Origin of the sequence: Microcoleus sp. AT3-A2 (assembly GCF_036705685.1) — a bacterium.
In the GTDB taxonomy this organism is placed as follows: domain Bacteria; phylum Cyanobacteriota; class Cyanobacteriia; order Cyanobacteriales; family Microcoleaceae; genus Microcoleus.
On record NZ_JAUBVF010000034.1, the window covers coordinates 37858 to 62826 of the forward strand.

The 24969-nt window shown below is 44.7% G+C and carries 22 protein-coding genes; 9 read left to right on the forward strand and 13 right to left on the reverse strand.

The genetic code is table 11. From position 1 onward, the window contains the following. Positions 1 to 139: 139 nt before the first annotated feature. Positions 140 to 1297, reverse strand: coding sequence for a DegT/DnrJ/EryC1/StrS family aminotransferase (locus QUB37_RS18730; RefSeq protein WP_333164775.1), 1158 nt, complete (start codon positions 1295 to 1297; stop codon positions 140 to 142). Positions 1298 to 1424: 127 nt separating this feature from the next. On the opposite strand from QUB37_RS18730, the gene QUB37_RS18735 reads away from it, so the two are divergent. Both QUB37_RS18735 and QUB37_RS18740 read left to right on the forward strand, forming a co-directional pair. Continuing rightward, a complete protein-coding gene (locus QUB37_RS18735) occupies positions 1425 to 2204 on the forward strand; it encodes an ABC transporter permease (RefSeq protein WP_333164777.1) in 780 nt (259 codons plus the stop codon). Positions 2205 to 2418: 214 nt separating this feature from the next. Beyond that, on the forward strand, positions 2419 to 3057 hold the full coding sequence (locus QUB37_RS18740; RefSeq protein ID WP_333164779.1) for a Uma2 family endonuclease: 639 nt from the start codon (positions 2419 to 2421) through the stop codon (positions 3055 to 3057). Positions 3058 to 3116: 59 nt separating this feature from the next. On the opposite strand, the gene QUB37_RS18745 is transcribed toward QUB37_RS18740, so the two are convergent. From QUB37_RS18745 to QUB37_RS18765, 5 genes are all read right to left on the reverse strand, one after another. Further along, positions 3117 to 5006 carry a hypothetical protein gene (locus tag QUB37_RS18745; RefSeq protein WP_333164782.1) on the reverse strand — a complete coding sequence of 630 codons (1890 nt, stop codon included), beginning with the start codon at positions 5004 to 5006 and terminating at the stop codon, positions 3117 to 3119. 159 nt (positions 5007 to 5165) lie between these two features. Then, positions 5166 to 5840, reverse strand: coding sequence for a nitroreductase family protein (locus QUB37_RS18750; protein WP_333164784.1), 675 nt, complete (start codon positions 5838 to 5840; stop codon positions 5166 to 5168). 162 nt (positions 5841 to 6002) lie between these two features. Beyond that, complete coding sequence (locus QUB37_RS18755; protein WP_172185941.1) at positions 6003 to 6989, reverse strand: GntR family transcriptional regulator; 987 nt, start codon at positions 6987 to 6989, stop codon at positions 6003 to 6005. 208 nt (positions 6990 to 7197) lie between these two features. Continuing rightward, positions 7198 to 8760, reverse strand: coding sequence for an adenylate/guanylate cyclase domain-containing protein (locus QUB37_RS18760; RefSeq protein ID WP_445300037.1), 1563 nt, complete (start codon positions 8758 to 8760; stop codon positions 7198 to 7200). Positions 8761 to 8946: 186 nt separating this feature from the next. After that, positions 8947 to 10335, reverse strand: coding sequence for an aminopeptidase P family protein (locus tag QUB37_RS18765; RefSeq protein ID WP_333164789.1), 1389 nt, complete (start codon positions 10333 to 10335; stop codon positions 8947 to 8949). 396 nt (positions 10336 to 10731) lie between these two features. On the opposite strand from QUB37_RS18765, the gene QUB37_RS18770 reads away from it, so the two are divergent. Both QUB37_RS18770 and QUB37_RS18775 read left to right on the forward strand, forming a co-directional pair. Next, on the forward strand, positions 10732 to 11175 hold the full coding sequence (locus QUB37_RS18770) for a DUF4332 domain-containing protein (RefSeq protein WP_333164792.1): 444 nt from the start codon (positions 10732 to 10734) through the stop codon (positions 11173 to 11175). A 78-nt stretch (positions 11176 to 11253) separates the two neighbouring features. After that, positions 11254 to 11613 (forward strand): Spx/MgsR family RNA polymerase-binding regulatory protein, encoded by a 360-nt coding sequence (locus QUB37_RS18775; RefSeq protein WP_333164794.1) that lies wholly within the window; start codon positions 11254 to 11256, stop codon positions 11611 to 11613. Positions 11614 to 11615: 2 nt separating this feature from the next. Here QUB37_RS18775 and QUB37_RS18780 read toward each other — a convergent pair whose 3' ends face one another. From QUB37_RS18780 to QUB37_RS18795, 4 genes are all read right to left on the reverse strand, one after another. Further along, the gene (locus QUB37_RS18780) at positions 11616 to 12044 is read right to left on the reverse strand and encodes a GNAT family N-acetyltransferase (protein ID WP_333164796.1); all 429 of its coding nucleotides are present in this window, start codon (positions 12042 to 12044) and stop codon (positions 11616 to 11618) included. After that, positions 12034 to 13644, reverse strand: coding sequence for a cyclic peptide export ABC transporter (locus QUB37_RS18785; protein ID WP_333164798.1), 1611 nt, complete (start codon positions 13642 to 13644; stop codon positions 12034 to 12036). Before QUB37_RS18785 ends, QUB37_RS18780 begins: the two co-directional genes overlap by 11 nt. 140 nt (positions 13645 to 13784) lie before the next feature. Further along, positions 13785 to 14390, reverse strand: a complete 606-nt coding sequence (locus tag QUB37_RS18790) for a Uma2 family endonuclease (RefSeq protein ID WP_333164800.1) — start codon at positions 14388 to 14390, stop codon at positions 13785 to 13787. A 152-nt stretch (positions 14391 to 14542) separates the two neighbouring features. Further along, the gene (locus QUB37_RS18795; RefSeq protein WP_333164818.1) at positions 14543 to 16114 is read right to left on the reverse strand and encodes an NAD(P)H-quinone oxidoreductase subunit N; all 1572 of its coding nucleotides are present in this window, start codon (positions 16112 to 16114) and stop codon (positions 14543 to 14545) included. A 265-nt stretch (positions 16115 to 16379) separates the two neighbouring features. Between QUB37_RS18795 and QUB37_RS18800 the strand changes: the two genes are divergently transcribed. The 5 genes from QUB37_RS18800 (at position 16380) to QUB37_RS18820 (ending at position 20962) form a co-directional block, all read left to right on the forward strand. Continuing rightward, complete coding sequence (locus QUB37_RS18800) at positions 16380 to 16601, forward strand: hypothetical protein (protein ID WP_333164802.1); 222 nt, start codon at positions 16380 to 16382, stop codon at positions 16599 to 16601. Between the two features lie 35 nt (positions 16602 to 16636). Then, positions 16637 to 17629 (forward strand): ABC transporter substrate-binding protein, encoded by a 993-nt coding sequence (locus tag QUB37_RS18805; RefSeq protein WP_333164804.1) that lies wholly within the window; start codon positions 16637 to 16639, stop codon positions 17627 to 17629. Next, positions 17626 to 18618 carry an ABC transporter substrate-binding protein gene (locus tag QUB37_RS18810; RefSeq protein ID WP_333164807.1) on the forward strand — a complete coding sequence of 331 codons (993 nt, stop codon included), beginning with the start codon at positions 17626 to 17628 and terminating at the stop codon, positions 18616 to 18618. Before QUB37_RS18805 ends, QUB37_RS18810 begins: the two co-directional genes overlap by 4 nt. Next, positions 18615 to 20705: a SpoIIE family protein phosphatase gene (locus QUB37_RS18815; protein ID WP_333164810.1), complete on the forward strand. Its 2091-nt coding sequence runs from the start codon at positions 18615 to 18617 to the stop codon at positions 20703 to 20705. Before QUB37_RS18810 ends, QUB37_RS18815 begins: the two co-directional genes overlap by 4 nt. Before the next feature lie 122 nt (positions 20706 to 20827). Further along, entirely contained in the window at positions 20828 to 20962 is a 135-nt protein-coding gene (locus QUB37_RS18820) for a helix-turn-helix domain-containing protein (RefSeq protein ID WP_333164821.1), read from the forward strand. A 70-nt stretch (positions 20963 to 21032) separates the two neighbouring features. Here QUB37_RS18820 and QUB37_RS18825 read toward each other — a convergent pair whose 3' ends face one another. The 3 genes from QUB37_RS18825 to QUB37_RS18835 form a co-directional block, all read right to left on the reverse strand. Further along, the gene (locus QUB37_RS18825; protein WP_333164813.1) at positions 21033 to 22046 is read right to left on the reverse strand and encodes a poly(ethylene terephthalate) hydrolase family protein; all 1014 of its coding nucleotides are present in this window, start codon (positions 22044 to 22046) and stop codon (positions 21033 to 21035) included. 272 nt (positions 22047 to 22318) lie between these two features. Next, positions 22319 to 23692 (reverse strand): response regulator, encoded by a 1374-nt coding sequence (locus QUB37_RS18830; RefSeq protein WP_333164815.1) that lies wholly within the window; start codon positions 23690 to 23692, stop codon positions 22319 to 22321. After that, positions 23689 to 24858 (reverse strand): ATP-binding protein, encoded by a 1170-nt coding sequence (locus tag QUB37_RS18835; protein WP_333164816.1) that lies wholly within the window; start codon positions 24856 to 24858, stop codon positions 23689 to 23691. The genes QUB37_RS18830 and QUB37_RS18835 overlap by 4 nt, the downstream gene beginning before the upstream one ends. Between the last annotated feature and the right edge of the window lie 111 nt (positions 24859 to 24969).

The window sequence follows — 24969 nt, forward strand, 5'->3', positions numbered from 1 at the left end:
AAATATAGTACATAAAAGTACAAGTGATCGGTCAAAATACTTAACAGCTCTCCCTGAACCCTGCACATTCTCACAGCAATGCAACCCTGCAATTCTTTTCTCCTCCTGCATTTCCCTCGCTGATGCCATCGCACCAAAGCTACCGGATGCGATCGGCCTTTGCCAAGCAATCTTTCAGACCATAAATCGTCCGCTCTTGTTGATCCCTCGACAGTTCCGGGAACATCGGCAAAGACAAGACTTCGCGACAAACTTGCTCAGCCTGTGGCAATTGACCGACAACATAGCCCAAAGATTTGTAAACAGGTTGCAGGTGCAAAGGTAACGGATAGTAAACCATCGAACCGATGCCAGCTTCCTGCAACTGAGCCCGCACCAAGTCCCGGAAATTGCTAGAGGGATTTTGCGCGTCTTCTGGACTTGTCAGCCTGATCGTGTATTGATTCCAAACTCCTTTTGCTTCCGGCAATTCTTTGGGGACGGCAACTCCGGGCACGCGGGAGAGAAATTCGCTGTAAAGTGCCGCTTTCTCCTGCCGCTGGGCGTTCCAACTGTCGAGATACCGCAATTTAATGCTGAGAATCACCGCTTGCAGGGCATCTAAACGGCTGTTGTACCCGATTTCTTCGTAGAAATATCTAGAAGACTGTCCGTGTTCTTTGAGCACTCGCATCGAAGCTGCGAGGGCTGGATCATTTGTCGTCACCGCCCCACCGTCACCGCAAGCGCCTAAGTTTTTGGTCGGATAAAAACTGAAGCAGCCAATATGACCAATGCTGCCGACTTTTCGAGACTGCCACTGGGCCCCGACAGATTGGGCGCAATCTTCAATTACGGCTAAATTGTGCCGAGTCGCAATTTCCATCAACCGAGTCATGTCTATCGGTTGGCCGAAGATGTGGACGGGCATAATTGCCTTGGTTTTGTCGGTAATTGCCGCTTCGAGGAGTTCGACATCCAGATTAAAAGTCTCGCTGTCAATATCGACAAATACTGGAGTCGCACCGACGGCGCTAATTGTCTCAGCCGAAGCAAAAAAGGTAAAAGGAGTGGTAATCACTTCATCGCCGGGGCCAATTTTGAGAGCTCGCAACGCCAAAATCAGGGCATCGGTGCCGGAGTTGCAGCCAACGCACTCGGAAACGCCGATGTAGTCGGCGAACTCTCGTTCAAAACTCTTCACGGCCGGGCCGCCTACGTAGCCGCCAGAGGCTAGCACTTTTTGCACCGCAGCGGTTATCTCGTCGCCAATCTGGGCGTATTGGCGGGTTAAGTCGAGGGGGGGAACATTATTCACTCTTCACACCATAAATTTCAACCATTATCAAAGCAAATTCTTGCAGCAAAACTGTTTTCCAGAAACCTTTATTGCAATATCTTATATTTGGACAGGCAAACAATCACATTATCGAAAGGGTGGGCCGGTGTTAATTCTGCTAGATTTTACAGATTTGGGTTGGGCTTTGGGGATGGTGGCGATCGCGATCGGGCTTTCGGCGTGGCAGGGATTGGGATTGGAGGGGGCGATCGCGATCGCGGCGGGGCGCACCCTGATCCAGCTAATCTTAGTCGGGTACGTGCTCGCAGTCATCTTTGACCCGGAGGGGAAAAATCCTTGGCTGGTTTTAGCAGTTTTAGCAATCATGCTGACAACAGCTAGCATGGTGGCCAGCAACCGCATCAGCAAAAAAATCAAGAACTTACTGCCCTTAGTTTGGGGTTCAATTTTTATCAGTACGGCCTTGACTCTCGCCTATACAAACTTGCTAATTTTGCAACCTGACCCTTGGTACGAACCGCAATACCTGATTCCTTTAGCGGGTATGATTTTGGGCAATGCCATGAACTCCGGGGCGATCGCCGGCGAAAGACTTGTGAGTACAGTTAATAGCAGCCAGTTAGAAATAGAAACCCATTTAAGTTTAGGATCTACACCGCAGCAAGCAGTAAAACAGTACCGCAAAGACGCGATTAAAGCTGGATTAATCCCGCTCTTAAATACAATGACGGTGGTAGGAATCGTAACTTTACCAGGAATGATGACAGGTCAAATGCTGAGCGGTGTCAGTCCTCTCGATGCAGCATCTTACCAGATTTTGATTATGTTTGTGTTAGCGCTGGCAACTGTAATTGCAACTCTGCTGTTGACTGAGGGATTGTCGCGGAAGTTTTTCAATCAAGATGCACAATTAATAAAATGGTAATTGTTAATTGGTAATTGGGAATTGGGAATTGGTAATTGGTAATTGGTAATTGGGCATTGGGCATTGGGCATTGATAATTGGTAATATAATGTAGGTAGGAACTTACATTTTGCACTATTTTTATGAACAGGCAAGATGCCTGTTTCACAAAGAGTGAGTTTTATTGTGGGGTGGCCCGAAGATTCCGCCCTAGCCATCACTAAGGAGAATAGCCATGATTCCAACTCCCAATCCACCAGTAACCTTTGAAGAATTTGTCGAATGGAAACCAGAAAACCGACGTTACGAACTGCACAACGGAGGGATTATTGAAATAGCCCAGCCACCGGGAAAACATGAAGAAGTTATCGGTTTCTTAGCCTCGGAATTAACTCTTGAATTTGTCAGGCTAAACCTTCCGTACCTAATCCCAAAACAAGCATTAGTTAAGCCATCAGAAAGCGAATCAGCTTATTCCCCCGATATTCTAATCTTAAATCGCCCAAATTTAGCATCAGAACCTCTGTGGGAAAATTTCTCCACTGTGACTCAAGGGGCATCAATTCCGCTGGTTATTGAAGTAGTTAGCACGAATTGGCAAGATGACTACATCAAAAAAGTAGGCGAATACGAACTAATCGGGATTCCTGAATATTGGATTGTGGATTATCTTGGTTTGGGCGGCCGCAGGTTTATTGGCAATCCCAAGCAACCAACGATATCGGTTTATCAGTTGGTTGATGGTGAGTATGAAGTTAGTCTATTTCGGGGAGATGAGACAATAGAGTCGCCCACTTTTCCTGAGTTGAATTTGACGGCTAAACAAGTTTTTCAAGCTGGATTGACCGCAGGTGAAATTGCTGGCGATGCGTGAGTGTAAATATGCCGATCGCTCTGACAGATTTTTCGCCCTCACGCACCCTACAGCTACAACTACTTTGGTTCGTGACTCCCAATCCGCTTGCCTTCGCCATCGTACACCTGCATCGGGATTTTGGCGTTTTCGGCGATCGCCTCCAAAGCTTTTTGCAACGTTTGAACGTGGTTTTCTACAGCTTGGCGAGACTTCACAGCATTGTTGTTGTTTGCTTGAATGAAAGTTTGTTGCAATTTCTGCACGTAACCTGGAGTCATCTGCACCGCAATCAAATCTTTGCTAACAGTATAGTCGCAAATCTTGGGGTTGCCTTTGCAAGTTCTATCTAAATCCGTGCGGGCTTTTTGCAGATTCCTTTCTTCCTGCAACCTTACTTCTGCTTGCTGCAATGAAGCTTTGTAAGAAGCCATCAGCGGTTGGGCTTTCTGAGAATAGGCAGTTGCCGCAGGCACTTGCTCGGCGTAACTCAAAGCTCTTCGCCAGGATTCTGATGCTTTAAACCAGGCGTTTTTGCCCTCAAAAATTTGAGCTTCCGCTGCTAAAGTCACAGCTTGAGTATACGCATTTTCCGAAATTCCTTCGACATTTTTGCGCTCGCGAGCTTCTGAAAGTTTGGTTTCGTATTTGGGAACTAACAGTTTAGCTTGTTGGTAAGATGTCGTGCCCGTGGGAATTTCTGATAGGATGTCGAGGGATTCTTCCCAACCTGATTGCACTTGAGCCCAAGTCTCGGCTGTCTGAGCTACGGCTTCGCGAGCTTCTGCTATTTGGGCTATACTTTTGGCATCGAGCAGCGTTTTTTCGGCTTTTTTCTCTGTGCTTAATTGCCGATTTCCAGTTGCTAAATTCTTCCGGTATTCCTGCTTTTTTTTCTGAGCAAACGGATAAACTGGACTGTCTGTGGGGATTTCTCCGAGTTCGGCGATCGCACTTTGCCACAGAGCTTGTGCTTCCTGCCCGTTCTCGGCAGAATAAGGCGGATTTTGGGTTTTCTGAGCTGCTGACTGTGCGAGGCGCGCTCCATCGATCGCAGAGTTTAAATTCTGATTTTGCGAACGGTAGCTTTCCAGAGCGCTTTGAGCTTCACCGCGATGAATTGACCAGGAGGGAATCGGTTCCAAAAGGACGATCGCCTGTTTTAACTGTCGTTGCGCTTCTTGGGGGCTGTTGGCAACTTTTGACGTTTTCAGTGTCTTCGTCGAATTCTCGCTCAACTGTTTGGCCTTAGCTAAAGCACTACATTCTCCGATGACGCAGGGGCGGCTCAGCATATAATAACCGCCTGCCAAAACTAGCGCGGCGACACTGATGATTCCTGCTGCAGCCAGCATCGCAAACGGTGAACGCTTGGGTTTTTGGGCAACTGTTACCGCTTCCATATCCAGCGGATTGAAGGGATTGTCTCCAATATCTGCCGGGATTGCAGCTACCCTAAAGGCGATCGGATCGGAATTGCTGGAACTCTCAGAAAAATTGGGGAAATATTCTTCATCCCACGCATCTTTCTCATCCGTTTCTAACGGTATCTCCTCCTCTACATCCGCCGTCTGGGCTACATTTTCTGTTAAGACTATCCCGGTTTCTTCTGCGGGGGGATGCTCTGTTTTTTTGAACAACTGCACTGTTTTTGGTCTTGACAAAACAGGGTTGTGCATGGTAAAAGAATGGAAAGCATAAGGCTGTTTTTGCCCGGTAATTTTTAGGCAAAGTCCAATCTGTTGAATAGATTCTGGTTCTATTTCGAGAATTGCTGCTTCTAGCACCGCAAAAGTCGGTTTTGCTTTGAGAACTAAACTGCGCGGGTGTTCTCCCACAACCGTTAAAGATTCATCTCGAAAATCGCAACTAATATAAAGCGGTAATTTTTTAAATCCGGCTGCTTGCAAGTGCTGCTGCAACTTTACTTCGAGAATTTGTGCGTTGCTTTGTCGCGTTGCTACTGTCATATTTTCTCCTCTGTCTAATCTCACCACTTTCGATTTTAGATTTTGAATTTTAGATTTTAGATTGCAGAATTGTCGGGATTTTTGATTAGTTTGAACTTTTGCACCGATTCATTCCAAATCTTAACTCTTAAAATTCAATTTGCAACAAAATCTTAACTCTCAAATCTCAGCTTGCAAAGCCTGTCCATAACTTTCGCTGTAATAAACTTGAGTCACGTCAAAACGCCCGCCATATTGTTTGAAAGGTGCTGCTGCATAACCAAGTGGCAGCAAACAGCAAACATCTACTTCTTCGGGAATTTGAAAGGCTTCTTTCACCTTAGCGCTGACAAAACCTTCCATTGGACAACTGTCTACCCCAAAACTTTTAGCTGCAATCATTAAGTGAGCTACTGCGAGCATTGTATGTCTGTTTGTCCAAGCTTCTAGGGAGTCGAAGCAGGGACGGTTCTCGAACAATTGCGGGATTGCTTGTCGCATATAACCGGCTAAATTGTCATTCATTGCCCCTGTGGTTTTGCCCAATTCGATGACGGCTTCGGTGTTTTCGGGCCTGCCTGCGCGCCGATCGCCACAACAGATTAATACTACTGGGGCTTCTACCACTTGGCGCTGATCAAAGGCGCAAGCTTTTAATTTTTCTTTGCTGGCTGGGTCTTGAAGTACGATAAACCGCCAAGGCTGCAAGTTGTAACCAGAGGGCGATCGCACTCCCAATCGCAAAATCTCTGCCAATATTGCTGGGGGAATCTGATCTGGTTGGAAGCTGCGCGCGGCCCGCCGGCTTTCGATCGCCGTTTTAACATTAATTGAAGGTTGGATTTCAATTGTCATGGATAATTGGTAATTGGTAATTGGGCATTGGGCATTGGGCATTGGGCATTGGGCATTGGGATTAAGGCCTTTGGCATTGGGATTGGGATTGGTAACTTAAAAAAGTTGAATTGTTTTTCTTCCTTCTTCCTTCTTCCCTCTTCCTTCTTCCTTCTTCCCTCGTCATCCCAAGCCCAACTCGCGCTTGAGCAAATTAATCGACTTAGAGCCGATGTAATTTTCGGAGCATATCAGTTGCGGGGGACGAATAATATCTTCTCTAGCCGCATTGATGGCAGCTTTTACTGTAGCAAAACTCGGTTGGTCGCAAAAAATTGTTCTGGCCGATCGCACGATCGAGTTAATCTTGTACTCGTCTGACACCAAGGCCGTCATCACCAGCAAATCCTCTCCCCGGATGCTGTGGATGATGACTTCGGTCGATCGTAGCATTCCCGGACTCAGGCTAACGAGACCCAAATAACTGTCTTTCGGCAAACCCCCGACTAACTGAATTTCCTGGCTGTAGTCGTAGATGTCTACGGGAATAACTCGCACCGAACGTGGTGCCGAAATCGATTCTGCTTCTCCGATAAAATACCGACTCGTGATCACAGTTCCCGAAGAGATTTGATCCAAAAAAGTACCTAGCTGTTCCATCGGCACTAACTGTATAGGAATGCGGAGAGCTTGTTCGAGTTCTTTCGCCATTAGTTCACCCACGCCGATGTCTTCGGTGGGGGCTGTGACGACCACTCGGGCGCTGCACCTGAGCCGCCAGTCAATTTCGGCCAAAAATAATTCCCTCGCTTGGTTGAGCGTACAGCCCTGTTCCAGCAGTTGATCGATACTTCCTTGCACTATTTTGTTGGCAAGGGGATATTCTTCGAGGATCGGAGATTTGAGTTTGTTGCCTACAACTTCGTTGCCTTGGGCGCGGACGTAAATGCCCGATCCTGCTTGGGCTTCTACGAGTCCGGTATTTTCGAGCTGGCGGTATACTTTGCTGATGGTGTTGCGGTGCAAACCCGTCTGCATGGCTAGCTGTCTGGTGCTGGGCAAGCGGTGTCCGGGCGGAAATTGTCGCGAGGCGATCGCAAACCTGATTTGATTGAATAGTTGGGTGGATGCTGGAATATCGCTATCGGTTTGAATATGAAATTGAACCATTATTAAAGGCTCCGACGACTTCAACTTAGTATTTTTATAACGTCGAGTACCGCGCCTAGGATTGCTCCGATATCTCTGTCTATAGCATAATCTTATTTGGTTGATCTAGAGCAGCCGTTCTGCCACAGGACGATCGCGCCTTCGAGGCAATCGATCGCAGCCTCCGGCATTTCCTCAACAATCAGGTACTTTCAACTCTTAGCTTTATTTACTCTGCAATTTTGAGATCGCTTACTGTTTTTCTCCCACTCAGCAAATAAGTCTGCATTGGCCCTTTACCTTTAATCTCGATCTCCCCACGATCTTCAAATTCATATTTATCCTGCAGCAGCTCATAAGTATAGTGGCTGACTTGAATGCGACCTGTTATGCCGTGAGATTCCATGCGGCTGGCTGTATTCACGGCATTTCCCCACAAATCGTAAATGAATTTTTTAGTTCCGATTACCCCCGCTACCACCGGGCCGCTATTAATCCCGATGCGGAGGTCAAATTTGGCGTCTAGCTTCACATTTAATTCCTTAATTGCTGCTAGCATATCCAGCCCCATTTCGGCGATCGCCTCTGCGTGGTCTGGACGTTCAATGGGAATACCCGCTGCTACCATGTAAGCATCCCCGATCGTCTTGATTTTTTCTAAGCCGTGCTTCTCACTCAGTTGGTCAAAAACCGAGAAAATTTCATTCAGCAAGTACACTAATTTAGTTGCGGACATGGTGGTAGAAATCTGGGTAAAATTCACCAAGTCAGCAAAAAGAATTGTTGCTTTTTCAAACTTGTCTGCAATCACTCCCGGTTTGTACTTCAACCTGTCGGCGATCGGTTCTGGCAAAATATTTAGCAGTAAACTTTCAGTTTTTTTCTGTTCTTTCCTGAGTGCAGATTCCATCTGCCTGCGCTTAGTTATGTCATGAAAAAACACAGAAATGCCGTCGTGAGAAGGAAAAACCCGGACTTCCAACCACACTTTTAAGGGACGATAATATTTTTCAAAAGCCACTCCAATTTGTTTGGCTACAGCTTCATGATACTCTTTATAAAAATCAGAATTTCTGAATTCGGGAAACTCTTCCCAAAAATTTTTACCATAAAGTTCTTCCTGCGATCGCTTCAAAAATTGCGATGCTTTGTAATTGATGTAAGTAAATCGCCACTGGGTGTCGAAAGCAAAAAAAGCATCGCTCATTCCTTCTAAAAAATTGACAATTTGCTCGTCGGTAGAACGCAGTTTTTCTTCTACTTGTTTGTTCTTGATCTGTGCGCGCTTTAATTTAGTCAGATTGATTCGCAACTCCATTTGGTTAATAATTTGCCGTCCTAAAGTCCGCAGCGCTTCTAGCTGTTCTGGGGTGAGATTACGAGGAACTGTATCTATCGCGCACAAAGTGCCGATCGGATAACCGTCAGGAGTTACTAGCGGGGCTCCAGCATAAAACCGAATATTGGGATCGGAAGTTACTAGCGGATTGCCGACAAAGCGATTGTCATCTAGAGCATTGGGTACAACTAGCAATTCGTTGGGATTTAAAATAGCGTGGGCGCAAAAAGCTAACTCTCTCGGAGTTTCTGGCGCTTCCAGACCGACTTTGGATTTAAACCACTGTCGGTTAGAATCTATTAAGCTTACTAAAGCAATAGGAGTGCCACAAATATAAGATGCTAAAGCTGTTAGGTCATCAAAAGCTGCTTCGGCTTCTGTGTCGAGAACGTTGTAGCGGTGAAGTGCTTCTAGCCTCTCTTCTTCGTCGCTGGGCAAAGGTGCAGCTTGCATCGGCGGCGGCGAGGATACAGGTTTGCGAACAATGCGTGGACGTGGAAGTATCAGTGCTACGAATTTTCTGACTTGCGAGAGCAGTTTTTTAACTACTATCGAAAGATTTCTTGGCCAACCTTTATTCATCTTTATCTTTTTTCACACCTGATAAAACTGCGTATGTGCGATCGAACTCGGCTCAACTTACGTATTTACCGCAACTAACTCCTCAATCTCCGGAGCTTGTGTGGGCAATTTCCCTGTCAATACTTCTCTACCCTCATCGATGACAAGTATATCATCTTCTATGCGTATCCCTCGCACATCGGCAAATTTTTCCAACTCTTCCCAGTTTACGAAATCTTCATATTTGGCGCGGTTTTCTGGGTTATTTAAGATAGCCGGAACTTGATAAAATCCCGGTTCGATCGATACCAGCATTCCCGCACGCAAAACTCGATTCAGCCGCAAAAACCCCAACCCAAACCGGCTGCTTCTCGTTCTTCCTTCTTCATAGCCAGCCAAATCTCCTAAATCTTCCATATCGTGAACATCTAAACCAATTAGATGTCCGATACCATGTACAAAAAATAGCGCATGAGCATCCATTTCTACCAAATCTTCAACATTGCCCCGCAAGATACCTAACTCAACCAATCCTTCCGCCATAATTCTAGCAGCTAACAGGTGAATATCTTGATATTCCACCCCCGGACTAATTTTATCAATACAAGTATCGTGTGCTGCCAAAACTACATCATAAATCGCTCTTTGAGTCGGAGAAAACTTTCCAGAAACAGGCCAAGTGCGAGTCACATCAGCCGCCCATCCCGTTGATGTTTCCGCACCAACATCTGCTAATAACAAATCTCCTGCTTGTAGGGAATTGTGATAATGTTCGCTGTGCAGAACTTCTCCATGCACAGTCACGATACTAGGATAGGCATAGGTCATATTTTCCGAGATGATGACACTTTCCATTGCAGCCCGCACCCCGGCTTCAATTTGAGCATTTCGGGTTGCCGCCATTCCCGCTTTATGAGCTTCTACAGTGACAGCGGCAGCTTGACGCAATTCGGCCAAACTGCCTGCATCGTGGCTCAGGCGAAGAGATATAATCGCCTTAGTTAATTCTAGATCGATTCCGGTTGGGGATTTGGGCGGTGTCAGAGGGCGAGCGAGAATTTGAGACTGTTGCAACTGAGTCCAAGAATCCTGAATTGCGATCGTTGCTGCATTTGTAGATCGCGATTTCAATTCGGCCATTGGGAAAGCAGCATCAGCCCCAATTAGTTCGGCAATTTCTGCTCTTTTCGGCATTTCTCCGTGCCAAAGAGTGCTACTAGCAGGTGCGTCATCTAAGAACAATTCTAATTTGCCCGATTCTAAGCGAATGGCAGCATTTTCTAAGGGCAAACCAGCAAAATATAGAAAGTGACTGCTGGCACGAAAGGGATAAGTAAGTGCCGGATAATTGCGGGGAATGCTGCGCCCCGACCAGAGAATTACCGGAAAATTAATTAAATCGGCCAGTTTTTGCCGCCGTTGCTGTAAAGTATTAGTTGACAAATTATAACCTCGTGTAATTGTCATGGGTAAAAACCTATAATTTTGAGTTTGGTTTGCAGTCAGCCGCAAGTTTTTTCATTCTCAGCATTAAATAACTAAAATTCTGACTGCAAACTTGGCAGGCAGTTTGGCTAAAATTCTCATCGGTAACTTCTTTTGTGCTAGCATTTATAGGCTGTATTTTTTATAGTCATTGTCGTCATCGCCTGGATGATTTGGTTAAGCAGTAAGCCTGCTCCACAGGCAGAAAAAATAGGCTGAAAGTGCTACTTTGCAGGCAATTAGCATAAATATCACAACACCCGCAATTAGTCAAATTCCTTGGTCGGGTTTTTGTTGATTGGGTGACGTGAGCGATATCCTCTATTGACTGTTTGATATATGAGACTTTAAAGTATAAGTAAAATTAACAGAAAAAACATGAAAATTTCTCATAAAGCTCCTCAAACTTCTGTGCAAGTACGCGACTGGCCGATCGCACATTTACCGGGATTGAGCAAGGAAAACCAATCTCAACTGGAAGAGTGCAGCATCACCACAACCGGACAACTAATTCGCCAGACGAAAACGCAGGCGGCGAAAGTGTTGCTAGCCAATCAATTACAGATTAACATTCAATATGTTAATAAATGGGTAGCGATGGCAAATTTGGCTCGAATTCCGAGTGTAGGGTGTCAGTATTGCGGGCTGTTACTGCACGCAGGCGTTGCTTCTCCGGCTCAATTGGCTCAAATGCCCGTGGAGAGATTGCACCAACAAGTTTTAAGGCTGCACGTAGCGACAATGCAGCGCAATGACTTGACTCCTTCAGTCGATCGCGTGCAAAAATGGGTTCAACAAGCTAGATTAGTCAGTAGTCATTAGTCATTAGTTAGTTGTCAGTTGTTATTAGCCAACAGTCAACAGTCAACAGTCAACAGTCAACAGTCAACAATCATTATTATGTCAATTCAACTTTACGGAATCCCCAACTGCGGAACCTGCAAAAAAGCTTTCCAGTGGCTCAAAGATAGCGATGTTAATTACGAGTTCATTAACACAAAAGAACAGCCGCCGACTCGCGAAACAATCCAAAGCTGGGTAACTGCTTTGGGTTTTCAACCCATGCGAAATACTTCCGGTCAATCTTACCGCGCTTTGGGCGAGGACAAGAAAAATTGGACTAGCGAAGAGTGGGTAGATGCTTTTGCTAAGGATGCGATGCTGCTGAAACGTCCTCTTTTCGTTAAAGATGGAACGGCTGTTTTAGTAGGTTTCAAAGAAGACGTAATTAGAGAAAAATTGGGGCTTTCAAGGGGCTGAGCTCAGCCTGTTGTTCGCCGCATAAACTTCATCTCGCCCACATCATCTGTGAAACCCCAACGCTCGTAAAACGGCATCATCTTTGGCAAACAGTTAAGAGCAAAGTTCTCGACAGCTTGCAATTCTGGATGATTTAAAACTGCATCCATCAGCTTCGCACCCAGTCCCATCTTTCTGTGCGTCGGCTTGATAATGACATCAAAAATCATCGCTCTGTATACGAAATCGGTGATAACGCGAGTAAAAGCAATTAGCCGATCGCTCTCATCGACAAAACCAATGATAACATCAGTAGCAGCCAGCATTTTCACAACATCCTCCCGCGTCCGCTTGTCGCTCCAAAACTCGTTTTTGTACAAATCCATCAAGTCAGAAACCTGGCTTTCGGTCAAAGTTTCGACAATTCGGTAGTTATCCATTTTATCGGTCATACTCTACTTTACCGTAATCTAGTTTAATTGCGCGATCGGCTAAATCAAAATAGCGATCGTCGTGACTAATTACAAAAACCGTTTTCCCCCGCCGCTTCAACTCCGGTAGCAACTGCTTGTAAAAAATATCTCGAAAAAACGGGTCTTGATCCGAAGCCCATTCATCAAACAAATAAATCGGTCTATCTTCCAAATACGCCGTCAGCAAAGCCAGCCGCTTTCGCTGTCCCTGAGACAAAGCCGTAGTTGACAAAACTCCATCTTTCACCTGAACTTTATTTTCCAAATGAAACTCTCGCAAATATTCAGCAGCCTGCTTATCCAAATCGTGATAAGTCATCCCCAAAAGCCTTTCAAACAGATAAAATTCAGAAAAAATCGCCGAAAAATTCTGCCTGTACCACTCACGATTCTCATCAGTAATTGGCTGACCATCTAGGAGAATTTCTCCCGATTCAGGAATGTACAAACCCGTGATCAACTTAGCTAAAGTAGACTTACCGCTGCCGTTACCGCCAATTATAAACACCAATTGACCCGGATGAAACTTCAAATTCAGCTCGCCCAAAATAAAATTGCTGTCTTCTTTTTCTCCGGGATAGCTGTGAATTACTTGATTTAACTCCAGCGTATCCCACTCAGCAGTTTTAATCGGTTTAACCGTTGAATTTATCTCAGCTTGACTCGCCAAAGCCAATCCCATTCTCTCTATTTTTTCCACAGAAGTATTAGCACGAAAAATCGCCGGCAACCTTTGCAAAATGTTCTGAAATGGAGACATTAAATAGGTACTTGTCAGAATATAAGCTGACAAAACAGGTGTAGAAACTGGCACAAATTTGGGTAAAGCAAACAGCAGCAAACCCATCAGCATAAAAAATAGCAACTGACCCACTCCAATCGCAACTGCACCAGTATTCAAAGCAGTCACGTTATAATTGCGGGAAGCATCAGCACTCACCTGCAATTCTTCCGTAAAAAACTCTTGGCGGCGTAAGGAATGCAGTTTTAGTTCCTTAATTCCATCAGTAATACTGCGAAAATGCTTAAACAATATATCTTGTTCTTCTCTGGCTAAATCGAAAAATCTTCGCATTTTGCTGAGCAACAATTGCACCGTGCCAATCATCAGCACCAGGAAACCAAATACAACAACAAAAACCGTACCCGAAATCGTGCTTAAATAAGTTAAGCAGCCGACAACAACGGCGATATCAACACAAAGAAAAGGAATCAAAAATATAGTATTAGAAAGCGTTCCCACATCATCAGTCAGAGTGGCCAGCAAGCGGTTAGCACCCAACTCTTCCAAGTTCCGCAAAGGAGTAGACAAAATGCCACGGCTCAAACTCAGTCGCAAATTGTAAACAGCTTCTTGAGAAAGGTAGATTAACAAAAATTGGGATACAAAGCCACTCAAAAGAGCCAAGATTGCTAATCCCGCAAAATACCAGACTAAATTTCCATTGGAATTGTCGCTGATTGCACGATTAATTAGGGAAATTAACATAGCGCTGCAACCGCCGCTGATTAAGCCTGTGAGTATGGCGATGGAAACATTTAACCAAGAAGCCTTTAACAGTAACCAAATTACATTCATCTAATTTTACTCTTAATTTAAATTTGGAAACTCACGTGCAAACCAACGAAATCCCCGACTTCTTGGTAACAATCTCGATTACTACTGAATAAATTTGATTCAGCAGTCGAGTCTCTTGATATTCGCATCCCCCAATAGCATTAATTTTCTTCTTGTACTTCCGTTTCCTGGGTTTCAAATACTACTTTTGCATATATCTCGCTCATCGACATTTGCACTCCCAAGGAAGCAAAAGAAACTGTTGCTGTCTCTCCCTCATATTCCCGAAACAACCATTCATTTGATTCTGTTTTAATATATTGTGCGACTAAAAACTCTGATTGATTGACTAACACATATTCACGGAATTCCGGGATAGAGCGATAAAACCGAAACTTATCCTCTCGATCAAAATCTTTGGTAGACTTAGAAAGCACTTCCACGATGAGCATCGGATTGAGGATCTCATCACTGCGTCCCTCGGTAAAAACTGGCTCCCCTTCAATCACCATCACATCCGGGTAAGTTCCCCGTCGGTACCGAGGAATCCACAACCGCAAATCGTTGTGAAAAAGCTCATAGGGCTGCCCCTCAAGCAAATTTCCCAAGACTCTACTCAAATTTCGGATAATCCGGCTGTGATTAATACTACCACCACTCATTTGTACAATTTCTCCATCGCGGTATTCATTTCTAAACTCAGCAGTTTCCTCTAACTCCCGGTACTCATCTGGAGTATAAAACTTTGCCTTACTTTGTACTAACATTGTTGCCTCTGTACTAACTTTTATCTGCGTTTATCTGCGTTTATCTGCCTATATTTGCGGTCAAAAATCATAATTAACAGTATATCACAACACAAAAAAACGCCCAACTTCAAAGAGTCAGGCGTTTTCCACTATTTCAAAACCAGGAAAAATTAATCCCGCCGAGACAACAAATTCGATTCTATTTTCGCACCCGCAACAGGTTGCACATGACTCAATGCCGACTGCAACATGGGAGTTTTGGTAATAGCATCATTAGCCAAATTAAACAAAGGGTTCGACAAAATTCCCGCCAATGTTGTCGCCACCAAAGTGAGTACAACGCTGACTTGCAAAGGCCGCATTCCCTGAAGGTTCCAGCGAATTTCGGGATAATTTTTTACCGCGTCTGACATTTCTTGAGGTTCTTTTACTACCATCATCTTGACAACGCGGATGTAGTAGTAAATCGAAACTACGCTGGTAATTAATCCCAGAATAACTAAGCCGTAAAGTCCTGCTTGCCAGCCAGCCCAGAACAGATAGATTTTGCCGAAAAATCCAGCCAGGGGGGGAATTCCACCGAGAGAAAGCAGGCAAATACTTAAAGCTAAAGTTAACAACGGGTCTTTTTGGTACAAACCTGAGTATTCGCTAATTTGGTCGGTTCCAGTCCGCAGCGAGAACAGGATGATGCAGGCGAAAGCACCCAAGTTCATAAACAGGTAAACCAACATATAAAATATCATGCTGGAGTAACCGGCTTCTGTTCCTGCAATCAAACCCAGCATTACAAAACCGGCTTGGGCGATCGACGAATAAGCCAAAAGCCGCTTCATGCTAGTCTGGGCGAGGGCAACCACATTTCCCAACACCATGCTGAGAATGGCTAAGGCCGTGAACACGAACTGCCACTGTTCGATAAGTGCGGGGAAAGCACTTGTTAACAAGCGGATTGCTAGGGCAAAACCGGCTGCTTTGGAACCGACAGAAAGAAAGGCAACAACGGGTGTAGGAGAACCTTCGTAAACGTCAGGAGTCCACTGGTGGAAAGGAACCGCAGAGATTTTGAAGGCGATTCCGGCGATCGCAAAAACCAAAGCAATCACCAAACCGAGAGATTGACCTTCATTCACCGTAGAAAGGTTAGCCGCGATCGCACTCAGCTTAGTTTCGCCGCCAGACAACCCGTACAGCAGCGAAAGCCCGTAGAGAAACACCGCCGAAGAAGACGACCCAATTAACAAATATTTCAAAGCAGCTTCATTGGAACGCGGGTCGCGTTTTGTGTAACCCGTCAGCAAATAAGACGAGATACTCAGAGTTTCCAACGAAATAAAAATCATCACCAATTCATCAGCGCCGCTGAGGAACATTCCCCCCAAAGTAGCGGTCAGCAAAATGCCGATAAATTCCGCTAAAGCAGTACCCGTTTGCAGTACATAGCGGACGGATATCAAAATAGTGACAGCCGTACTCAAAGCGATAATTCCGCGAAACACTAAACTCAAGGCATCGCTGTTAAAACCGCCCAGAAACGAGATGGTATCCGTGTTATCCCACTGCAAACACAAGGCAGCGACGGCGGCCAACAAACCCGCAACGGCAACGTAGGGAGTCCAAGCCGAGGAACTGCGGCCTACGATTAAATCGCCGACGAGAACCACCAAGAGGGTGATGATGACAATTCCCTCTGGCAAGATAGTTCCAGCATTTAGCTGGGCAGCAAGAGTAGCAAAATCCATATTTTCAGGCAGGTTGGGTAGTACAAGCCGCAAAGGCTGTAATGGGCTGTGAACTTGTAAAAATTCTTTACCAAACACAGATTGTAGCGGATTACAGCTTCGCGATCCCAGTTGGACAGATGTTTGTTGCCGGAGAGTTGATACTCGGTAGCGGTTTTGCATAGATTTGCGGGCATTGTAGAGATTGCTGACTGATGTCACCTCCGACGAGAGTCGCGATCGACCATAACTGGCACAATGTAGAAAGTTAAACCAGTAATTCGGCATGACTGACTCGCTAAGTGCCTACAAACAGCAGATTCTCAATGACTTCAACAACCGCCCCGACTACGATAATGAATGTCACAAACAGGCTGCAACTCGGTTAGTAGAGTTGGCAAAAGTGCGATCGGGCAAGCTTAAGCTTGTTCTAGATATCGCCACCGGAACAGGTTTAGCGGCGATTGCGGAGGATGCACTTAGGTCGATCGGACTCAAGAAAATATGAGTCCCCTTTTCTACACCAGGAATGCTTTACATAGTATGTCTAAACTACTCAATTACATCTGTATATTTATTATTATCGGCTGCCTGCTGTTTGCTTGTCATTCCCCGGAATCCCTAAAAGTAAAACGCCCTCCCCTGAAAGTATCTTGTGTACCTTTTGTTGGCTATACACCTCTCATCATTGCTCAAGAGAAAGGATTTTTCAAAGCGCAAGGGGTAGACGTGGAGCTCAGCTATGTAGACTACTCACAATTCCAAGACGCGGATTTCAGTGCAGGGAAGTATGATGGGATCGGATTGACTTTGGGCGATTTTATAATCTTGAGTGCCACAAATCCTGATATCCAAGCTGTGATGGTTTTGGATGAATCGACAGGTGCAGATGTGGTAGTCGCGCAATCGGATATTAAAACAATCCCTAGCTTGAAAGGAAAAAAGCTTGGTACACATCTAGGCAGCTTTAGCGAAGTTTTCGTTACTGAGATGTTGAAAACCTCTCAACTGACGAGCGATGATGTTAGGCTGGTTAAAGTCGAGGCTTTAGAAGTTCCCAATCGCTTACAAAACAATTCTATCCAAGCAGGACATACTTGGGAACCGCATCTTTCTGAAGCATTAAAATTAGGGGCGCATATCCTGTTTACAAGCAAACAAACCCCAGGCTTAATTGTGGATTTGATCGCGTTTCGGGGTGAGGTGATACGCGATCGCCCCGAAGATATTCGCGCCTTTGTGCGAGGCTGGCTTCAAGGCTTGTCATATTGGGAAGCCAATATTCCCGAAGGAAACCAGATCGCGAGCAAAGCGTTCAATATTCCCAGCAATACAATCTCTTTCGACGGAATAAATCTTACTGACTTTGCCGAGAATCAAAAATTCTTTCAATCAGACAGTCCTAATTATATCTACAAAACAGCCAAGAAATATGCCGACTTTTTTATTCGCGCTGGCAATGTGACGCGCCTTCCCAATCTAGAAAATTTGTTCAATTCTTCTTTCTTAGCCCCCCCTCCTCGTCTGAAACCATGAAGCGATACTTTTTCAACAGCATCTTTATTATTATTACCTGCTGGCTGCTGCTTGCTTGTCATTCTCCGCAATCTCTAAAAGTAAAACGTCCTCCCCTGAAAGTAAGTTTTATCTCTTTTGTTGGCCATAGACCTGGCATCATTGCTCAAGAGAAAGGATTCTTCAAAGCGCAAGGGGTAGACGTGGAACTCAGCTATGTAGACTACTTACAATTACAACAAGCAGATTTCAGTGCAGGGAAGTATGATGGGATCGGATTAACCTTGGGAGATTTTATAATCTTGAGTGCCACAAATCCTGATATCCAAGCTGTGATGGTTGTGGATGAATCGACTGGTGCAGATGTGGTAGTCGCGCAATCAAACATTAAAAAAATTCTTAACTTGAAAGGAAAAAAGCTTGGTGCAAATCTAGGCGGCTTTAGCGAAGTCTTCGTTACTGAGATGTTGAAAATCTCTAAGCTGACGAGCGATGATGTTAGACTGGTTAAAGTTGATGGTTTAGAAGTTCCCAATCGCTTACAAAACAATGCTATCCAAGCAGGGCACACTTGGGAACCGCATCTTTCTGAAGCATTACAATTAGGGGCAAAAATTTTGTTTACAAGCAAGCAAACCCCAGGCTTAATTGTGGATTTGATCGCGTTTCGGGGTGAGGCGATACGCGATCGCCCCGAAGATATTCGCGCCTTTGTGCGAGGCTGGTTTCAAGCCTTGTCATATTGGGAAGCAAATATTCCCGAAGGAAACGATCTCGTGAGCAAAGCGTTGAATATTCCCAGCAATACAATCTCTTTCGACGGAATAAACCTCAGTGATCTTGCAGAAAATCAAAAGTTTTTTCAATCAGACAGTCCTAATTATATCTACAAAACCGCCAAGAAATATGCCGACTTTTTTATTCGCGCTGGCAATGTGACGCGCCTTCCCAATCTAGAAACCTTGTTCAATTCTTCTTTCTTAACCCCCCCTCCTAGTCTGAAACCATGAAGCGCTCGTTTTTCAACAGCATTCGTACAAAGTTAATCGTCTCGTTTCTCGTCGTTGCTCTAATTCCATTGCTGCTGTTAGCATTTATCGACAAACATACAACTGAAAATGCCTTGACCGACAACGCACGACAAGCCCTATATGCACAGGCTAACGAAACCGCTAACAGAATAGATGGGTTTATCGATGCGAATCTCAATGCCGTGCGCGTAGAAGCGATTTTACCAGGTTTGGCAGCCTATCTGGGCCTACCTCCAGAACGGCGAAATGGTAGTCCCCAAGAGATGTTAGCGACTGAAACCTTAATTCGGCTCAGTCGCAAAGATATGCTTAATATTATCTCCTATGCCTTGCTCAACTTAAAGGGACGGAATGTACTCGATACAAATACACCGGATGTTGGACGAGATGAATCCGGTCAAGATTACTTCCAAGAACCGCTCAAAACTCAACTATCTTTTGTTTCTAGTATTAGACAATCGCCGACAATTCCCAACCTCGTTACGCTCTTCTTTAGCAGTCCTGTTCGCGATGCGAATGGAAATATATTGGGTGTATTGCGGGTGACATACAATGCCACATCTGTTCAGCAGTTGGTGAGTCGGGGAACTGAACACGCACGTGCGAAATCCTTAGCAGTTCTTTTAGATGAGCACTATATTCATCTGGCACATAGCACTAGACCTGAACTCCTTTTCAAATCTATTGTGCCTTTGTCACCCAATGTTGTAGCTAAACTGCAACGCGAAGGGCGTTTGCCTAAAACTCTAACGAAAGAACTTGCAATCAATTTGCCCGACCTCAAGCAAGCATTAGACACTAAACAGCCCTATTTAACCACACGATTGGCAGCTACGGGTAATAATGAGTTGAGCCTCTTAGCGATCGCCCGCCTGAAATATAAACCTTGGTCAGTCCTTTTTGCACAGCCCATTGCCGTTGCCCTAGCACCTGTAGAAAAACAAATACGTGATGCACTTCTTTTATTAGCAATCATCGCCACAATTGTAACTATCATCGCTTTTGCGATCGCACAACTATTAACAAAGCCTGTGATTTACCTCACCCAAGCGGTTGCCCAGTTTACGGCGGGTAACTTAGATATGCGTGTGAAGATGCGATCGCGAGACGAAATCGGTCTGCTGGCACGATCCTTCAACAGCATGGCGAGGCAAATCCAAGAATCCTTTGAAACCCTCGAAGACAAAGTTAAAGAACGAACAGCAGAACTCGCTAGTGCTAATCAGGAAATCATTACCCTCAACGAAAAACTCAAAGTAGACAACCTCCGCTTAGGTGCAGAAGTGAATGTGGCCCGTCAGATCCAGCAAATGATTTTGCCCAACCCTGATGAACTGGAAATTGACGGACTAGATATCGCCGGATACATGGAACCTGCCGATGAAGTAGGAGGTGACTACTACGACGTGCTACAGATCGATGGTGTTGTCACACTGGCTATAGGTGATGTCACCGGACATGGCCTGGAAAGCGGCATTCTGATGCTGATGGCGCAAACCTCAGTTCGCACTCTGCAAGAGATCCGTGGACTAGACCCGGTTCGATTCCTGGATGTACTCAACCGTACCCTCTACAAAAACGTACAGCGTATGAATTCTGAGAAAAGTCTGACGCTGGCGATTTTGAGCTACTCCGAAGGACTGATTAGCATCAGCGGTCAGCATGAAGAAACGCTAGTTGTGCGAAAAAATGGAGAAGTTGAGCGCATCGACACGATGGATTTAGGTTTCCCGATCGCTTTAGATGATGATATCGCAGGCTTCATCAGTCACATCCTGATTGAGCTAGAACCTGGAGATGGCGTGGTGCTATATACTGATGGCATTCCAGAAGCCTATAACATCCGCAAAAAGCAGTATGGACTTAAGCAACTGTGTGAAGTGATTAGTCAAAATTGGTACAAGTCTGCAGCAGAAGTTAAGGATGCGGTGATTGTAGATGTACGGCAACATATCGGTCAGCAGAAAGTGTTTGATGATATTACGTTGCTAGTCTTTAAGCGACAGGCTGACATTACTGAAAATGGAGATTTAGTTAATAATATCATTTCCCAACAAGTATGCTAAAAAGAAGCTTAGACTTTGAGAAATACTTGATGAAAGTAAACTACCAACAAAGAATTGATTTAACAGCAGACGAGTTAAAAATAATTCTGTCCGAGTAGCGAACTCTACCTAATAAACAAAAAATACAGGCACTTTATTGCTTAAAAACTGGATCGAGTCAAAGCCTTACAGATGTAGCTGAACCTTTAGGTGTACATAGAATTACTGTACATAGATGGTTAAAACAATATAGTGCCGGCGGTCTGTCAGATAAGTGATGCCCAATAATAAAAATGTAGGCACACTATCTATTAGCCTTAATCTATCTTACGTTTTTTTTAAGTGGAGCTACTTAGAAGATGGTTGGGGAACTGCAACGGTGGTAACACGGACATTCGGATCGAGGGCGTCACCTTGAGAGTAAATATAATCGAATGCCGATCGATCTTTAAGCATATGTGCCCGCAAAAACAGGGCGCTCCAACGGGCGATCGTTTCAATACCCACGGCTCGCTCTAAGGTAGCAGTATTGCGATCGGGCATCGCACCAGCGGGGTTATTAACATTGGTGATGCTAAAGTGATTTGCACCCATAACAGTAATCAAAGCTTTGGGTGCTGTTTGAATTTGGTCAAAGGTGCTTTGAGCTCGATCGGGCAGGGCGACACCATCGATAGATCCTTGAATCAACGCCACTGCAATGCCATCATTAGCAATGGCGACAAATTCATTTGAAATCGGATTGCGTAAGTTAGCTCCAAAAAATGCACCTGCTAATAGTTCTTTCGGGCGCGTAAATGGCTCTTGACACAAATACAATTCTGGGAGACATTTGTTAGCAATCACCGATAACCCCACTGCACCACCAAAAGAATGACCCAATAAACCAAGGCGCTGCGTATCGATAACAGACGCGATCGGAGATGTGGGGTTTGTGTTTTCGATCGCCATTTGAGACAAAACCGCCGCAATTTGCGAAGTTTCCGACGCCAAATTAGGCGGTGAAGTGGGATTGAAGGGCGAAGGGCGCAAATGGTTCGGAACGACTACCACAAAGCCGTACCGCGCCACATGGCTAGCGTAATCTGAATAAAATGATTTATCTACAAGCGCACCTTGCAATAAAAGTACAATGGGGAAAGAGTAATTACCCGAATTAAGATCAGATGGTTTAGGATAATAAATGTCAGCTAAATCGTTATTACCAGATATTATCGTACTGTAAAAGCTAGTTTCTTTAAATGGCGGTGCATAATCGATTGTTGTGGCAAAGACTTTGCTAGCAAGGACAACAAACGCAGCAATTGCACAAACAATTGCTAGGGTTTTTGCGGAAAAAAAATCAGGGTTTAAATTCATCATTATTTTGGGTTTGAGAGTGCGTGCATAAGCTACTGAAAAAAAGCAAGTCGGCGACCCTTGGTAATTTAACGAGCGTTACCGGAAAAGGTTTCCAACTCTGTGACAAATAGTAAGGGCGGGTTCACCAACAATACCTGCCAATAATTGACCATCTCAAAAACCCGCCCCGACCGGGATATTATGGTTAATCCATCGGACATGATATGACTCCTAAATAAACACGATTTACAATTTTACACCCTTTTTGAATACTTGGAGTTTAGTGTGGATTATCACCCGACCAAATCTTCTTTAGAAAAACGTTTTTTAGAGTAGTGAATCGGAAGTTCTATGGCTAATGTCGCCCATTGAGCCGGTATCGAAAGACAACGGAGTTGCCCACCGTGGTCGTCCACTACAATAGCATAGCTAATCGATAACCCCAAACCCTTTCCTTGGCCCACTTTCTTTGTTGTAAAAAATGGCTCAAATATGCGTTGTTGAATATCTTCGTTTATGCCCGGCCCATTATCAGTAATATAAATACCCACTTGACAGTCCGAGAGTAACTTCGTGCAAATAGTAATAGTAGGGATTGGGCTGCTATCATCTACATCATTTGCCCAACATTTTGGGGATTGCAACGCATCAATCGCATTAGTCAGGACGTTCATAAAAACCTGATTCATTTGTCCCGCATAACATTCTATCTTTGGCAGATCCTCATACTCTTTTACCACTTTAATTATCGTTTGGTCTGCTTCATCTTTCAGCCGATGCTGCAAAATCATCAGCGTACTCTCAATTCCTTCATGGATATCCACCGCTTTCAAGTCAGATTCATCGAGTCGGGAAAAATTCCGCAACGATTGCACTATTTCTCCGATTCGGTCAGCTCCTATGCTCATAGAAGCAATTAATTTCGGCAAGTCATTCTTGAGAAAAGTGAAATCGATTGCCTCCAGTTGTTGCTGGATAGCTGCTGTGGGATTGGGGAAATCTTCTGTGTAGAGTTGCACCAGCCTCAGCAAATCTTCAGTGTACTCCCTTACGGGCGAGAGGTTCCCTTTAATGAAACTAATTGGATTGTTAATTTCGTGAGCTACCCCTGCTACGACATTCCCTAAACTTGACATTTTCTCGCTTTGGATGAGTTGAGCTTGCGTATGTTGTAACTGTTTTAGAGCCAGCTCTAGCTGCTGGGATTTTTTCCGCTCTTTAGCCTCGGACTCCTGCAATCGCGCATTTTGCTCGTGCAACTTTTTTTGCAAACGCTGAATAGTTAGTTGATTTTCGACACGAGCTAAAACTTCTTCTAAATGAAACGGCTTGGTGATGTAGTCTACTCCTCCAACAGCAAATGCTTTGACTTTATCCAACACTTGATCTAGGGCGCTCAAGAAAATAACTGGAATACCCGAAGTTCTGCAATCCGCTTTTAGGTGTTGGCAAACTTCATAGCCGTTCATCTGGGGCATGGTGATGTCCAGCAAAATCAAATCGGGTGGGGTTGAACGCGCTGCTTTTAATGCCATTTCCCTGTTTATTACGCCGCGAACTTTATATCCTTTGTCGCTCAACATAGTGGATAAAAGACGCAGGTTGTCTGGGGTATCGTCAACCACTAAAAGATTGGCAAAATGAGATTCTAATTGCTGGCTGTTCATGGGAGAAGTTTTTCTGTTAAGGCCGTAATTTTATCAAATCGAAAATTATGAATCCAATCGGTGAGAATCTCCGCAGAAGAAGTATCGGATTCAGGGATTGCGGCGACCAAACTTAAAATCAGCTCTGCATCAGCATCGATAGCTCCTTGATGTAACTGTATCACCCACTCCGCAGGCATTGTCCCCAAAGTTGTCCTTAACTTTCCAGTTTTTTCCCCTTCTTTTACACTCAAGTCTTGACTCCCAAACTGAGATAATTTAAGCTTCGGTAAATCTTCATAAATATACTGTACCCCTAAATGTTCAGCCATTTTGGCAAAAATAACTTCTTCTTGAAAAGGCTTGCTCACAAAATCGTCACAGCCCGATGATAAAACAATGGCTCGCTCTTCCTCAAAAGCGGTAGCGGTCAGCGCAACGATCACGGTAGCCTCCTCTTGAATCAGGGCTTTAATTTGTCTAGTCGCTTCATACCCGTCTATCACAGGCATTTGCATATCCATCCAAATTAGGTGGGGTTTCCAAGTTTCCCAGATTGTAATAGCTTCTTGACCATTTACTGCTTCGCGCACCTCCAAGCCAAGCGGTTCGAGAACATTAACCAATAGCAAACGGCTCTCCCATTTATCATCAACCACCAAGATGCGATATGAGGGTTGGTTGGGTTCTAAACCAATTACCCGCCTTCTTGATTGTCGAGGTTGAACTTCAGCCATCTCAGGGGAGCTAATTTGGATATCAAAACTAAAAATAGTTCCTCGATTTAAGGTACTGCTGACGGTAATGTCTCCTCCCATCAGTTGTACGAATTGTCGGCTGATGGGTAAACCCAAGCCAGTTCCTTCTTGAGATTTCCGGCCCGCGTCAGTTTGCACAAAAGCCTTAAATAGAGAGCCTACCTCAGTAGGATCAATGCCGTAACCAGTGTCTTCTACTTCAAACGTAATAGTCCGTGGTTCGTTGTCTGTTGGAGACTTTTGTTTCGCACTAATTGCTGCCACCCGAAGTGTCACACTTCCCTTGGTAGTAAACTTGATCGCATTGCCTAGCAGATTAATGAAGACTTGACGCAATTTACTTTCGTCAGTTTTTACATACTGAGGAATATTAGAATTGATGTGTAAGCTAAGTGCTAAACCTTTTGACTCAGCTTTGAGCTTGAGCATTTCTTCGAGAGAATGGAGCAAATGATACAGGTCAAAGCTAGTACAGCTCGGCGTAAGTACACAGACTATATTTATGGTAGAATAACATAGTTAGCTGAGACCCGTTTAGGT

Bases quoted from the DNA above. Each gene is read 5' to 3' on its own strand.
- QUB37_RS18830 (WP_333164815.1), bottom strand. From the start codon at position 23,692: ATGAACAGCCAGCAATTAGAATCTCATTTTGCCAATCTTTTAGTGGTT.
- QUB37_RS18745 (WP_333164782.1), bottom strand. From the start codon at position 5,006: ATGACAGTAGCAACGCGACAAAGCAACGCACAAATTCTCGAAGTAAAG.
- QUB37_RS18765 (WP_333164789.1), bottom strand. From the start codon at position 10,335: ATGACAATTACACGAGGTTATAATTTGTCAACTAATACTTTACAGCAA.
- QUB37_RS18770 (WP_333164792.1), top strand. From the start codon at position 10,732: ATGAAAATTTCTCATAAAGCTCCTCAAACTTCTGTGCAAGTACGCGAC.
- QUB37_RS18810 (WP_333164807.1), top strand. From the start codon at position 17,626: ATGAAGCGATACTTTTTCAACAGCATCTTTATTATTATTACCTGCTGG.
- QUB37_RS18750 (WP_333164784.1), bottom strand. From the start codon at position 5,840: ATGACAATTGAAATCCAACCTTCAATTAATGTTAAAACGGCGATCGAA.
- QUB37_RS18805 (WP_333164804.1), top strand. From the start codon at position 16,637: ATGTCTAAACTACTCAATTACATCTGTATATTTATTATTATCGGCTGC.
- QUB37_RS18825 (WP_333164813.1), bottom strand. From the start codon at position 22,046: ATGATGAATTTAAACCCTGATTTTTTTTCCGCAAAAACCCTAGCAATT.
- QUB37_RS18785 (WP_333164798.1), bottom strand. From the start codon at position 13,644: ATGAATGTAATTTGGTTACTGTTAAAGGCTTCTTGGTTAAATGTTTCC.
- QUB37_RS18800 (WP_333164802.1), top strand. From the start codon at position 16,380: ATGACTGACTCGCTAAGTGCCTACAAACAGCAGATTCTCAATGACTTC.
- QUB37_RS18775 (WP_333164794.1), top strand. From the start codon at position 11,254: ATGTCAATTCAACTTTACGGAATCCCCAACTGCGGAACCTGCAAAAAA.
- QUB37_RS18815 (WP_333164810.1), top strand. From the start codon at position 18,615: ATGAAGCGCTCGTTTTTCAACAGCATTCGTACAAAGTTAATCGTCTCG.
- QUB37_RS18790 (WP_333164800.1), bottom strand. From the start codon at position 14,390: ATGTTAGTACAAAGTAAGGCAAAGTTTTATACTCCAGATGAGTACCGG.
- QUB37_RS18755 (WP_172185941.1), bottom strand. From the start codon at position 6,989: ATGGTTCAATTTCATATTCAAACCGATAGCGATATTCCAGCATCCACC.
- QUB37_RS18795 (WP_333164818.1), bottom strand. From the start codon at position 16,114: ATGGATTTTGCTACTCTTGCTGCCCAGCTAAATGCTGGAACTATCTTG.
- QUB37_RS18780 (WP_333164796.1), bottom strand. From the start codon at position 12,044: ATGACCGATAAAATGGATAACTACCGAATTGTCGAAACTTTGACCGAA.
- QUB37_RS18760 (WP_445300037.1), bottom strand. From the start codon at position 8,760: ATGCAAGCTGCACCTTTGCCCAGCGACGAAGAAGAGAGGCTAGAAGCA.
- QUB37_RS18740 (WP_333164779.1), top strand. From the start codon at position 2,419: ATGATTCCAACTCCCAATCCACCAGTAACCTTTGAAGAATTTGTCGAA.
- QUB37_RS18835 (WP_333164816.1), bottom strand. From the start codon at position 24,858: ATGCTCAAGCTCAAAGCTGAGTCAAAAGGTTTAGCACTTAGCTTACAC.